This is a genomic window from Bradyrhizobium centrolobii, assembly GCF_001641635.1.
GTDB classification, from domain to species: Bacteria; Pseudomonadota; Alphaproteobacteria; order Rhizobiales; family Xanthobacteraceae; genus Bradyrhizobium; species Bradyrhizobium centrolobii.
Window position 1 is genome coordinate 177346 of sequence record NZ_LUUB01000051.1, and the last position, 12917, is coordinate 190262.

The window sequence follows — 12917 nt, forward strand, 5'->3', positions numbered from 1 at the left end:
TCGGATGGCGGCAGCGCGTTGGCCTCGGCGACGAGCGGCTCGACCAGCCGGGGCGCGACGCCGCGACCATCTTCCTTCCCGATCGTATCGCGATCTTCGCCGATCGCGCGTTGAATGCTGCGCTGTACCGGTGGCTCGCCGCGTGGTTCGCATTCGCTCCGGCTGACGCGATCGCGGAGGTCGATCCGCTGCGGCGCGATCTCCTGATGCTGCGGCGGGCCAGCGAGATCGCGGTGCTCGTGCTGACGGAATGTCCTGGCCTCGCCGAAGACTATGCGCGGCTGGCTGCAGCAACGGCCATGGCCCGGCCGCGCCGGCCATTGCCGCGCATCGAACAGGACATGGAGCGGATCGTGCTCGCCCTGCTTGGCGCCGATGCGCCGCCGATCGGCACGCTGTGGCCGGCCATGATGGGAACGGGGCCGCTGCCGGACAAGGCGCCGCCGGGGTATCGCGCCATTCTGCCATGTCCGCTATGGGGCGATTGCTGGACGCGTGAACTCTCTCCGGCAGGCGGCGACGACGAGCGCGCGCAAGGCGCTGAGACCGCACCGATGGACGATCGCAAGCGCTTCGCCATCCGCGAGCGTGAGGACGGTGCGAACCGCCGCGACCCCTTCGTGCTGAACCGCTTCGAAAAAATCCTGGCGATGGCCGAGATGGTGAATGTCGACCGTCCCGCCGACGACAGTGAGGATGAGGACGCGCAGAAGGCGGCCGATGATCTCGACGAGATCTCGCTCGGACGGCGCAGCGGCAAGCCCGCAACCAGGCTCAAATTCGATCTCGACCTGCCGCCGGAGGCCATTGATGTTTCGCGGCTCGACGCAGGCCTCACCTATCCGGAGTGGGACTATCGCAGCAGCTCCTATCTACCCGATCACTGCCGCGTGCTCGCGGCTGATGCGTCCGAAACCGGCGAGGACTGGGCACCGGATGAGAGCATGCGCCGTCACATCCGCCAGGTGCGGCGCAGGTTCGAGGTGTTGCGGCCGCGTCATGAATTGATGCGGGCGCAAGCGGACGGACACGACCTCGATCTCGACGCGCTGGTGCGCGCACGCTGCGATCTGCGCGCCGGCAGCGGTGGGCTCGATCGCGTCCACGTGGCGATGCGACCGCAGGGCCACGATCTCGCCGTCACCCTGCTGGTCGATGTCTCGCTCTCGACCGATGCGTGGATCGATGGCCACCGCGTACTCGATGTCGAGAAGGAGGCCCTCCTGGTGCTCGCGCATGGGCTCTCGGCTTGCGGCGACCACCACAGCATCCTGACCTTCACCTCGCGCCGGCGTTCCTGGGTGCGGCTCGAGACCGTCAAGGCCTTCGGCGAGCCGATGGGCGGGGCGGTGGAGCGCCGGATCGGTGCCCTCAAGCCCGGCTATTACACGAGGATCGGCGCGGCGGTGCGTCACGCCTCGGCCGAGCTCGCGCGCCAGCCGCAACGCAAGAAGCTGCTACTCATTCTCACTGACGGCAAGCCGAACGATGTCGATCATTACGAAGGACGCTTTGCGATCGAAGACACCCGCAAATCCGTGCAGGAGGCGCGGCGACTCGGCATCGCCGTGTTCGGCGTGACGGTCGACGCGACGGCGCAGTGCTACTTTCCTACACTGTTCGGGCGCGGCGGCTACGCGATCGTCGGCAACATCCGCCGCTTGTCCGCCGCGCTGCTGGCGATCTACCGCCAGGTGGCGCATTAAGGCGCCGGAAAGCCCGCGACGACGTGTTTTCGGTTGAGCTATTGCTCATTGATTGGGTATATGATCGAATGGCCGGATGGAAAGCGGCCGGCCGAAGCCCGATCTGATCATCTTCGACTGCGACGGCGTGCTCGTCGACAGCGAGCTGTTGAGTTGCCGCTGTCTGTCGGAGGTGCTGGCGGAATTCGGGATCGCACTCAGTGAAGCGCAGGCGCTCGAGCTCTTTCTTGGACGCAGTACGAAGGCAATCGAGCAGCACTATCGCGATCTCGGGCAGGTCGTGCCGGCGGGATTTCTGCCGCGGCTGAAGTCGCGTGTCCTGGAGACGTTTGCGGCGTCGCTCGAACCGATCCCCGGGGTGAGGGCGGTGGTGTCCGAACTGGCTGCGCCGTACTGCGTGGCGTCGTCCAGCGACATCGATCGCGTCTCGCTCTCCCTTGATGTCACCGGTCTCAGGCCGCATTTCGACAACCGGCTCTATACGGCGCAGATGGTGAAGCACGGCAAACCGGCGCCCGACCTTTTCCTCCATGCGGCAGCGAAGATGGAAGCCGATCCCGCGCGCACGCTGGTCATCGAGGACAGCGTCAGCGGCGTGCAGGCGGCGAAGGCCGCCGGCATGACCGTCTGGGGATTTGTCGGCGGCAGTCATTATCGCGACCGCGATGGCCGCGCTATATTGTCCGGCGCCGGGGCCGATCGTGTCTTCGCGCGTATGACCGATTTCTGGAAGGACGACTGACGCCTGCCATGGCCGCCGAGAACGAAAAATCCAGGCTCGACGATGCCGCGCGCGCCGGCTGGCTCTATTTCATTGCCGGCCATACGCAGGATGAGATCGCCAAGATGCTGCAGGTCTCGCGTGCGTCGGCGCAGCGGCTGGTCTCGCTGTGCCTTGCCGAGCGGCTCATCACCTTCCGCCTCGAACATCCCATTGCCGCCTGCATGGAGTTGGCGGCGCGGCTGAAGGAGCGCTTCGCGCTCGCGCATTGCGAGGTGGTGCCGGCCGATCCTGCGGCGCCGCAGGCGACGGCGGGAATTGCCGAGCGCTGTGCCAATCTGCTGGACGCGACGCTGCGCTCGGAGACGCCCGTCATCGTCGCGCTCGGCACGGGGCGTGCGGTGCGCGCCGCGGTCGAGCGCGTCACGCCGATCGACCGGCCCAATCACCAGATCGTCTCGCTGGTCGGCAACATCTCGGCCGACGGTTCGGCGAGCTTCTACGATACCGTCGGCCGGCTCGCCGACCGCACCGGCGCGCGGCACTATCCGATGCCGCTGCCGTTCCTGATGTCGTCGGAGGACGAGCGCAACAAGATGGTCCGCATCGAGCCGATCGCGAAGGTGAAGGCGATCGCGGCCAAAGCCGACATGCGCCTCGTTGGTATCGGCCAGATGGACCAGAAGGCGCAGGTCCACATCGACGGCTTCGTCACCCGTGACGAATTGTTCGAGATGATGCGGCTGGGTGCGATCGGCGAGATCACCGGCTGGGCCTATGACGCCAAAGGCCGCCTGCTCAAGACCGGCACCAACAAGCGCCTGACCAGCATTCCCCCGGAGGTGCCGGCCAGGACCACGACGATCGGCGCCGCGGTCGGCGCGGCAAAGGTTCCGGCGATTGCGGCGGCCCTGCATGGGCGGCTGATCAATGGCCTGATCACCGACGAAGCCACCGCGCGGGCGATTCTCGAGCGGTAGGTTGTTTCGCCTTCTCAACAATCTTGGCAGTTGGGCAGGCGGTCCTGCCATCCGTGACGCCGTCGTCATCCGCGAAAGCGGATGATCCAGTACGCGGCGGCTCCGCCTGATTGCAAAACAACTCACGGCACGGCGTACTGGATGCCTCGCTTTCGCTGGGCATGACGGGGACTGCGAGAACTCCTTTTCGCACCGCAGCACTCAGAAGTTGCGGGATGGCCCACGCGGCTGCTTGACAACGGCCCGCCTTGGGCTGAACATACGCTCAACGCGTGGGCATATGCTCAAAGCGCGAGCTGAGGGAGGTCACCGTGAAGAACGTCCTGGGCGCCATCTGCGGCGCGTCTTGCCTGTTGCTGGCCGTCCCCGCGATGGCCGAAACGACCCTGACCATCGCCACCGTCAACAACGGCGACATGATCCGCATGCAGGGACTGTCCAGCGAATTCACCGCGAAGAACCCCGACATCACCGTCAAATGGGTCACGCTGGAGGAGAACGTGCTGCGCCAGCGCGTCACCACCGACATCGCCACCAAGGGCGGCCAGTTCGACGTGCTGACCATCGGCACCTATGAGGTGCCGATCTGGGCCAAGAAGGGCTGGCTGGTGCCGCTCGCCAATCTCGGCGCTGATTACGACGTCGCGGACCTCCTGCCGAAGATCCGGGATGCGGTCTCCGTCGACGGCAAACTCTACGCCGCGCCGTTCTACGGCGAGAGCTCGATGGTGATGTACCGCACCGACCTGTTCGAGAAGGCCGGCCTGAAAATGCCGGAGAACCCGACCTGGGACTTCGTGATCGATGCCGCCAAGAAGCTCACCGACAAGAGCGCCGGCGTCTACGGCATCTGCCTGCGCGGCAAGGCCGGCTGGGGCGAGAACATGGCCTTCCTCTCGGCCATGGCCAATTCCTACGGCGCGCGCTGGTTCGACGAGAAGTGGGAGCCGCAGTTCAACACGCCGGAATGGAAGAAGACGCTGGCGACCTATGTCGACCTGATGAAGCAGGCCGGCCCTCCCGGCGCGAGTTCGAACGGCTTCAACGAGAATCTGGCGCTGTTCAACGCGGGCAAGTGCGCGATGTGGATCGACGCCACGGTCGCGGCGTCCTTCGTCACCAATCCGAAGGATTCCAGGGTCGCCGACAAGGTCGGCTTCGCGCTCGCGCCGAACACCGGGCTTGGCAAGAACGCCAACTGGCTGTGGGCCTGGAACCTCGCGATCCCCGCCGGCTCGAAGAAGACCGAAGCCGCCGAGAAGTTCATCGCCTGGGCGACCAGCAAGGACTACACCAAGCTCGTGGCGTCGAAGGAGGGCTGGGCCAACGTGCCGCCGGGTACGCGGACCTCGCTCTATCAGAATCCTGACTACCTGAAGGTCGCACCGTTCGCCAAGCTGACGCTGGCCTCGATCGACGCCGCCGATCCGAATAAGCCGACTGTGAAGCCCGTGCCCTATGTCGGCGTGCAATACGCCGCGATCCCCGAGTTCCAGGGCATCGGCACGCAGGTGGGTCAGCAGTTCTCGGCAGCCCTCGCCGGATCGACCACCGTCGATGCGGCGCTCTCGGCAGCACAATCTTCGACCGAACGCGAGATGAAGCGCGCCGGCTACATCAAATGAACCCGAGCTCTCCCTCCTGAGCTCAAACTGGCGGCCATCCACCAGCCAGCCCCGGTTGGATGGCCGCCTTCTTCCCGCCCGAGGAGACGCGTTGATGGCAACCCGGCAGACGCAGTTTCTTGCGCGCTCGCTCCTGACGCCTGCGGTCGGGCTGCTGTTCATCTGGATGATCGTCCCGCTGGCGCTGACGATCTATTTCTCGACGCTGCATTACAGCCTGCTCGATCCCGGCTCCGAAGAGTTCATCGGGCTGGAAAATTTCCGCTACTTCCTCACCGATCCCGCCTTCCTTGCCTCGCTCCAGAACACGCTGGTGCTGGTCGGCTCAGTGCTGGCGCTGACGATCCTGCTCGGCATTCCCCTGGCGCTGCTGCTCGATCAGCCTGTGATCGGCCGCAACGTCGTGCGGCTGATGGTGATCGCGCCGTTCTTCGTGATGCCGACGGTCAGCGCGCTGGTCTGGAAGAATCTGTTGATGCATCCGGTGTCCGGGCTTTTCGCCTGGCTCGCCTCGCTGTTCGGGCTGACGCCGATCGACTGGTTCAACGACGTGCCGCTGTTCGCGGTGATCCTGATCGTCGCCTGGCAGTGGCTGCCGTTCGCGACGCTGATCCTGCTCACTGCGCTGCAATCGCTCGACGAGGAGCAGAGGGAGGCCGCCGAGATGGCTGGCGCGAGCGCGGTCTCGACCTTCATCTACATTACGCTGCCGCATCTGGCGCGGCCGATCACGGTGGTGATCCTGATCGAGACCATCTTCCTGCTCACCGTGTTCGCCGAGATCTACGTCACCACGGGCGGCGGGCCGGGCCTTCAGACCACGAACATCGCCTTCCTGATCTATTCGCAGGCGCTGATCCAGTTCGACGTCGGCAGCGCCTCCGCGGGCGGCCTCGTTGCGGTGGTGATCGCCAACATCGTCGCCTTCTTCCTCGTCCGCATCGTCGGCCGGAACCTGGAGGCCTGAGCCATGGCACGGATGGCGACGACGCGGCGGGTGGCGGTATCGACGATCGCAGCATGGCTGTGCGGCTTCCTGATCTTCTTCCCGATCCTGTGGATGATGCTGGCGAGCTTCAAGACGGAGCTCGAGGCTTTCGCCATTCCGCCGTCCTTCCTCTTCTTTCACTGGACCCTCGAGAACTATGCGACCGTGCAGGCGCGCAGCGACTATCTGCACCATGCGCTGAACTCGATCATCATCGCCGGCGGCTCGACGCTGATCGCGCTGCTGATCGCCATTCCAGCAGCCTGGTCGATGGCGTTCTCGCCGACCAAGCGCACCAAGGACGTCCTGCTCTGGATGCTCTCGACCAAGATGATGCCGCCGGTCGGCGTGCTCGTGCCGATCTACCTGATCTACAAGACCGTCGGCCTGCTCGATTCCCGCATCGGTCTCGTCTTCATCCTCTGCCTCGGCAACTTGCCGATCGTGATCTGGATGCTCTTCACCTATTTCAAGGAGATCCCGCGCGACATCCTGGAAGCCGCACGCATGGACGGCGCCACCATCGGGCGCGAGCTCGTCTATGTGCTGACGCCGATGGCGATTCCCGGTCTTGCATCGACGCTGCTGCTCAACCTGATCCTGGCCTGGAACGAGGCGTTCTGGACGCTCAACCTGTCGACCTCGCAGGCGGCGCCACTCACCGTGTTCATCGCCTCCTATTCGAGTCCGGAAGGGCTGTTCTGGGCAAAGCTGTCGGCGGCCTCGACGCTGGCGATCGCGCCCATTCTCGTCCTCGGTTGGTTCAGCCAGAAGCAGCTCGTCCGCGGGCTCACCTTCGGCGCTGTGAAGTAGAAGGGCTGCCGGATCATGGGTCAGATCACTCTTCAAGGCGTGCAAAAGGCGTTCGGGCCGGTCCACATCATCAAGGGCGCCAACCTTGATATCGCGGACGGCTCCTTCGTAGTGTTCGTGGGACCGTCGGGCTGCGGCAAGACCACGCTGCTGCGGCTGATCGCCGGGCTCGAAGATGTGACCGATGGACGGATCCTGATCGACGGCAAGAACGTCGTCGCTGTTCCGCCAGCCAAGCGCGGGCTCTCCATGGTGTTCCAGTCCTACGCGCTCTATCCGCATATGAGCGTGCGCGGCAATATCGGCTTCGGCCTGAAGATGGCGGGCCTTGCCAAGGACGAGATCAACCGCAAGGTCGAGGCGGCCGCCGCGACACTGAACCTCACGCCCTATCTCGACCGCAAGCCGCGCGAGCTATCCGGCGGCCAGCGCCAGCGCGTCGCGATCGGGCGCGCCATCGTGCGCGAGCCGAAGGCATTCCTGTTCGACGAGCCGCTGTCCAACCTCGACGCGGCGCTGCGCGTGCAGATGCGGATCGAGGTCACGCGGCTCCAGAAGCAGCTCGGCACCACCGCGATCTACGTCACCCATGACCAGGTCGAGGCCATGACGATGGCGGACAAGATCGTCGTGCTCAACGGCGGCAAGATCGAGCAATATGGCTCGCCGCTGGAGCTCTATGAGAAACCCGCCAACCTGTTCGTCGCCGGCTTCATTGGCTCGCCGAAGATGAATTTCGTGACCGGCGATCCCGCGCTGCAACGCGGGGCCGCCACCATCGGCGTGCGGCCGGAGCATCTGAAGATCGAGCGCGACGGTGCCGGCGGCTGGCCCGGCACCATCGCGGTCGCCGAGCATCTCGGCAGCGACACCTTCCTTTATGTCGATGCCGGTCCGCTCGGCATGTTGACCGCGCGCTACATCGGCGAATTGAGCCTGCACACCGGCGATCGTGTGTCGCTTGTTCCGGATCCCGCGCGCATCCACCGCTTTGACGACAGCGGCAACGCGATCCGGTCCTGACAAACTGGGGCAGACAAGAAACGGGAAGAGCAATATGTACCTGGAAAAATTCAAGCTGAACGGCAAGACCGCGTTCATCACCGGCGGCGGGCAGGGCATTGGGCTCGCCTGCGCCGAGGCGCTGGCGGAAGCCGGCGCCAAGGTCATCATCGGCGATCGGGACGGCAAGGTCGCCGACAGCGCGCGAGCCAGCCTGAAGGCCAAGGGCTACGACCCCGAGACGGCGATCATGGACGTCACCGACACCAAGCGTGTGGCGGAGGTTGCAAGCGACCTCGTCGCCCGCCACGGCAAGGTCGATATCCTCATCAACAATGCCGGCATTGCGCGCAGCGAGACGCCGGCCGAAACCGTGACCGACGAGCATTGGCTCAACGTCATCGACGTCAACCTCAACGGCACCTTCTGGTGCTGCCGTGAATTCGGCAAGCACATGCTGAAGGCGAAGAGCGGCGCCATCGTCAATGTCGGCTCGATGTCCGGCTTCATCGTCAACAAGCCGCAGGAGCAGTGCTTCTACAACGCGTCCAAGGCCGCGGTGCACCATCTGACCAAGTCGCTGGCCGCCGAATGGGGCGCGCGCGGCATCCGCGTCAATGCGGTCGCGCCGACCTATATCGAGACGCCGCTCAATGCCTTCGTGAAGAGCAATCCGAAGATGTATGACGCCTGGATCGGTGGAACCCCGATGGCGCGGATGGGGCAGGTCGACGAGATCGCCTCGGTCGTACTGTTCCTCTCTTCCGAGGCCGCAAGCCTGATGACCGGCAGCATTGTGCTTGTGGATGGCGGCTACACTTGCTGGTAGGCTTGCGTCATAATTGACGAAAGCGACCGGGAGCGACAATGCCGCAGGCGTATATCGGCGTCGACGTGGGGACCACGAGCACGCGGGCAGGGGTCTTTGACGCGGCCGGCAATCTGCTTGCGACCGCGCGGCATCCGATCAGGATCTGGCACGAGGCCGGCGACATCGTCGAGCAGTCCTCGTCCGATATTTGGGACGCCTGCGCGAAATCCGTGCGGGCGGCGATGGCGGAAGCCGGCATTGCGCCTGAAACCGTCGGCGGCATCGGCTTCGATGCCACCTGTTCGCTGGTGGTGCTCGATCGGCAGGGCGAGCCGGTCACCGTCAGCGCCTCCGGCGAGCTGCAGCGCAACGTCATCGTCTGGATGGACCACCGCGCCACGACCGAGGCGCGGCTGATCAACGAAACCGAGGATGCGGTGCTGCGCTATGTCGGCGGCTCGATCTCGCCCGAGATGGAGATGCCGAAGCTTCTGTGGCTGAAGCGGCACCTGCGCGCGAGCTTCGACGCCGCCGGTCATTTCTTCGATCTGGCAGACTATTTGACCTGGCGCGCGACCGGCTCGCTGCAACGCTCGACCTGCACGGTCACCTGCAAGTGGAACTATCTCGCGCACGATGGCGGCGGCTGGAGCGGACCCTTCTTCCAGCGCATCGGCCTGTCGGATTTCGTCGCGGAGAAATATGCCCGTATCGGCACCGAGATCGTCGCACCCGGCACGCGGCTTGGTGCGGGGCTCACCCGTGCGGCCGCCACTGATCTCGGCCTGCCACCCGGCACGCCGGTTGGCGCATCGTTGATCGACGCGCATGCCGGCGGCATCGGCGCGATTGGCGGCCGCGACGGATCCGGCGGGACGACGGATGTCTGCGATCGCCTGGCCTACATCATGGGAACGTCAGCCTGCATCATGGCGACGACAAAGAAGCCATGCTTCGTGCCGGGCGTGTGGGGTCCTTACTATTCCGGCATGGTGCCGGACTTCTGGCTCAACGAGGGTGGGCAGTCGGCCGCGGGCGCCGCGATCGACCATCTCCTCAAGTCGCATGCGGGCTACGCCGAGGCGAGCGCGGCGGCGCGGAAGGATGGCCTCGACATCATCGATTTCCTCGAGCGCCGCATTATCGCGCGGGCCGGCGATGCCAGCCGCGCCGCGCTGCTCGCCCGCGACGTCCACGTCCTCCCGGAGTTCATCGGCAACCGCTCGCCTTACGCCGACCCTGAGACGCGCGCGGTGATCGCGGGCCTCGATCTCGACACCGATATCGGCGCGATGGAACGGCTGTTCGTCGCCGGCCTCTGCGGGCTCGCCTATGGGCTCGCCGAGGTGATCGAGGCGTTTGCCGCGCATGGCGTTCATTCCAGCATCATGATCATGGGCGGCGGCGCGAGCCGCAGCCCCTTGGTGCGGCAGATCATGGCGGATACCACGGGACTCACCGTCGCTTTGCCGCAAACAAAGGAACCGGTGCTGCTCGGCGCCGCGATGCTCGGGGCGGTGGCCGGTGGCGCTCATGCCTCGATCGGCGAGACCATGGCAAAAATGTCGGCGCTGGGGCGCCTGAGCGAGCCGACTGCGCCCGATATGGCCGCGTTTCATGGCCGCAAGCGCGACGTCTACAAATTGCTGCGCGAAGTGGATCGCGGCAGCCGCGCGGCGATGCGCGGCGTCGGCATGGCCAGAGGTTGAAGCGGATGCTGATTGCCTGCGGCGACGCGCTGATCGATTTCGTGCCCACGCGCAATGCCGAGGGCCGCGAGGCGGTGATGCCGGCCGTCGGCGGCTCATGTCTCAACGTCGCGATTGGGATGGCGCGGCTTGGCGCGCCGACCGGCTTCGTCGGCGGCATCTCGACCGACATGTTCGGGCAGATGATCGCCGATCACGCGATCGCCTCGAACGTCGAGCTTGGCCTTGCGACGCGCAGCGATCACCAGACCACGCTCGCCTTCGTGCGCATCGTCGCGGGCGAGTCGCATTATGCCTTTTATGACGCCGAGACCGCGACGCGGAACTGGACGTATCGGCGCGGGGCCATTCCGTTCGAGACGGTCGAGGCCCTCCACGTCGGCTCGACCACGCTGGTCAACGACAAGGGCGCGGCCGAGACGAAGGCGCTGATCGCGGATGCACGGACGACGTCGACGATCTCCTTCGACCCGAACTGCCGGCCCAATCTGGTCAAGGACAAGTCGGCCTACCTCGCACGCATGGCGGAGTTCGCCGCGCGCGCCGACCTCATCAAGATGTCCGACGTCGATTTCAATTATCTCTTCGGCGATGAGCCTTATCAGCAGCGGGCGAACGCCCTGCTGGGGCAGGGGACAAGCCTCGTCGTCTTCACCCGTGGCAGCAACGGAGCCGTGGCATGGCACGGGCGAGCAGGGCAGATCGAAGTCGCTGCGCCAAAAGTTGAGGTGGTCGACACCATCGGAGCCGGCGACAGCTTTCAGGCAGGTTTGCTCTTTGCCCTGCACAAGCAGGGGCGGCTTGCCCGGCAGAAGTTGAGAGACATCGGCGCCGACGAACTCCGCCGCGCGCTGTCTTTTGCAGCCAGTTGCGCCGGTCTCACCTGCACCCGTCCGGGTGCCGATCCGCCGTGGAGCCGCGAGATCGGCTCGAACTGGTGAGCGGCGCGCTTGGCCATCGCAACTTCCGCGATGTTCCGGCGGAGTGTGGCCATGCGCCGGCCGAAATGGACAGGATAGGGACACGCTGGCAAGGTCCGCGCGTCCTGACGCGAGTCTGTCCTTATGAGCAATGATCTCTGTTTCCTGTCCGCTACCGAACTGCGCGCCCGCATCAGCCGCAAGGAGGTCTCGCCCGTCGAAATCACGCGCGCGGTTCTCGCGCGCGCCGAGGCGATGCAGCCCGAGCTGAACTGCTTCATCACGCTGTGTGGCGACGAGGCGATGGCGCAGGCGCGCGAGGCGGAACGCAAGGTGACGGCGGGCGAGCGGCTCGGCCTGCTCCATGGCCTTCCCGTCACCGTCAAGGACATCGTCAACACGAGGGGCGTGAAAACCACCTTCGGAGCGGTGCCCTACAAGGATAACGTGCCAGAAGAGGATGCCGTCGCGGTTGCGCGCTTGCGGGCGCAGGGCGCGATCCTGATCGGCAAGACCACGACACCCGAATTTGGCAGCAAGTGCCTGACCGATTCACCGCTGTTCGGCCACACCCGCAATGCGTGGAGCGCGGAACGCTCCTCGGGCGGCTCCAGCGGCGGCGCGGCGGTGGCCGTTGCCAGCGGCATCGCACCGCTCGCGATCGCGACCGATGGCGGCGGCTCGACGCGGATTCCCGCCGCCTGCAACGGCGTGGTCGGGATCAAGCAGAGCAACGGCGTCATTCCGCACAGCCAGGTCCAGGATGCCTTCGGCAACCAGACCTACGTCACGCCGACCACGCGCACCGTCGCCGACACCGCGCTGATGATGCAGGCGATGGCGGGCGAGGACGCCTCCGATCCCTGGTCGATCGGCGTGCCCGTCCCCGATTTCGTCGGTACGGCGGCGCCGCGCGGCGATCTGCGCGGACAAAGGATCCTGTTCTGCCTGTCGCCGCCCGGGCGCCCCGTGTCCGCCGATGTTGCAGCAGGCTTCAAGGCGAGCCTCGACCGGCTCGCAAGCCTAGGTGCCGAGCTCGAGGAGTTTTCCGGCGAGGGGTTTGACATCGAGCCGATCTGGCGCGCCATCAACCACACCGTCTGGCGTACGCGCTTCGCCAAGCTCGCGGCCGAGCACAAGGACGAGCTGAGCGAGACCTTCCTCAAGCAGCTTGCGCTTGCGACGCAAGTCAGCGGCGTCGACTATCAGGAGGCGATGTTCGCGCGCACCGCGCTGTTCCGCCGGGTGCAATCCCTGCTTGCGCGCGGACATCTCCTGGCGATGCCGACCATCACCCGCACCGCGCTGCCGATCGACCAGGACCTGTTCGGCACCATCGAGATCGACGGCAAGCATTTTGGCAGCGTCCGGCCGCACTGGTTCCCCTGGACCATGCTGTTCAACATGACCGGCCACCCCGCGATCAGCCTGCCCTGCGGCTTCGGCCGCGATGACCTGCCGATCGGGCTGCAACTCGTCGGCCGCTTCCGCAGCGATGCGGAATTGCTGCGCGTCAGCGCGCTGTTCGAGGCCTCGCACGACCTCCTGTCCCGTTGGCCCGGGTGAGGCGTTGATGCCGTGCAGCAGGGGGCTTGCGTCAGGCGCCCGGACATGTTGATCGTGCCCCGGATGAGCCCTGAAA

10 protein-coding genes and 1 pseudogene are annotated in these 12917 nt (G+C 65.7%); all 11 read left to right on the plus strand.

Annotated features, from left to right (window positions below; translation table 11 throughout):
• Positions 1-1706, plus strand: a pseudogene (locus AYJ54_RS14365) (nitric oxide reductase activation protein NorD); the annotation flags it as partial.
• Between the two features lie 76 nt (positions 1707-1782).
• Complete coding sequence (locus AYJ54_RS14370; protein ID WP_063699546.1) at positions 1783-2448, plus strand: HAD family hydrolase; 666 nt, start codon at positions 1783-1785, stop codon at positions 2446-2448.
• Between the two features lie 8 nt (positions 2449-2456).
• Positions 2457-3407, plus strand: coding sequence for a sugar-binding transcriptional regulator (locus tag AYJ54_RS14375; protein ID WP_063699547.1), 951 nt, complete (start codon positions 2457-2459; stop codon positions 3405-3407).
• 311 nt (positions 3408-3718) lie between these two features.
• Positions 3719-5032 (plus strand): ABC transporter substrate-binding protein, encoded by a 1314-nt coding sequence (locus tag AYJ54_RS14380; protein WP_063699728.1) that lies wholly within the window; start codon positions 3719-3721, stop codon positions 5030-5032.
• A 94-nt stretch (positions 5033-5126) separates the two neighbouring features.
• The gene (locus tag AYJ54_RS14385; RefSeq protein WP_063699548.1) at positions 5127-5999 is read left to right on the plus strand and encodes a carbohydrate ABC transporter permease; all 873 of its coding nucleotides are present in this window, start codon (positions 5127-5129) and stop codon (positions 5997-5999) included.
• A gap of 3 nt (positions 6000-6002) precedes the next feature.
• On the plus strand, positions 6003-6833 hold the full coding sequence (locus tag AYJ54_RS14390; RefSeq protein ID WP_063699549.1) for a carbohydrate ABC transporter permease: 831 nt from the start codon (positions 6003-6005) through the stop codon (positions 6831-6833).
• 15 nt (positions 6834-6848) lie between these two features.
• Positions 6849-7856, plus strand: coding sequence for an ABC transporter ATP-binding protein (locus AYJ54_RS14395; protein ID WP_063699550.1), 1008 nt, complete (start codon positions 6849-6851; stop codon positions 7854-7856).
• 34 nt (positions 7857-7890) lie between these two features.
• Positions 7891-8664 carry an SDR family NAD(P)-dependent oxidoreductase gene (locus AYJ54_RS14400; RefSeq protein ID WP_063699551.1) on the plus strand — a complete coding sequence of 258 codons (774 nt, stop codon included), beginning with the start codon at positions 7891-7893 and terminating at the stop codon, positions 8662-8664.
• A gap of 38 nt (positions 8665-8702) precedes the next feature.
• Positions 8703-10355, plus strand: a complete 1653-nt coding sequence (locus AYJ54_RS14405; RefSeq protein WP_063699552.1) for an FGGY-family carbohydrate kinase — start codon at positions 8703-8705, stop codon at positions 10353-10355.
• Positions 10356-10360: 5 nt separating this feature from the next.
• Complete coding sequence (locus tag AYJ54_RS14410) at positions 10361-11296, plus strand: carbohydrate kinase family protein (RefSeq protein WP_063699553.1); 936 nt, start codon at positions 10361-10363, stop codon at positions 11294-11296.
• Between the two features lie 123 nt (positions 11297-11419).
• The gene (locus AYJ54_RS14415) at positions 11420-12841 is read left to right on the plus strand and encodes an amidase (RefSeq protein ID WP_063699554.1); all 1422 of its coding nucleotides are present in this window, start codon (positions 11420-11422) and stop codon (positions 12839-12841) included.
• The last annotated feature ends 76 nt before the right edge of the window (positions 12842-12917 follow it).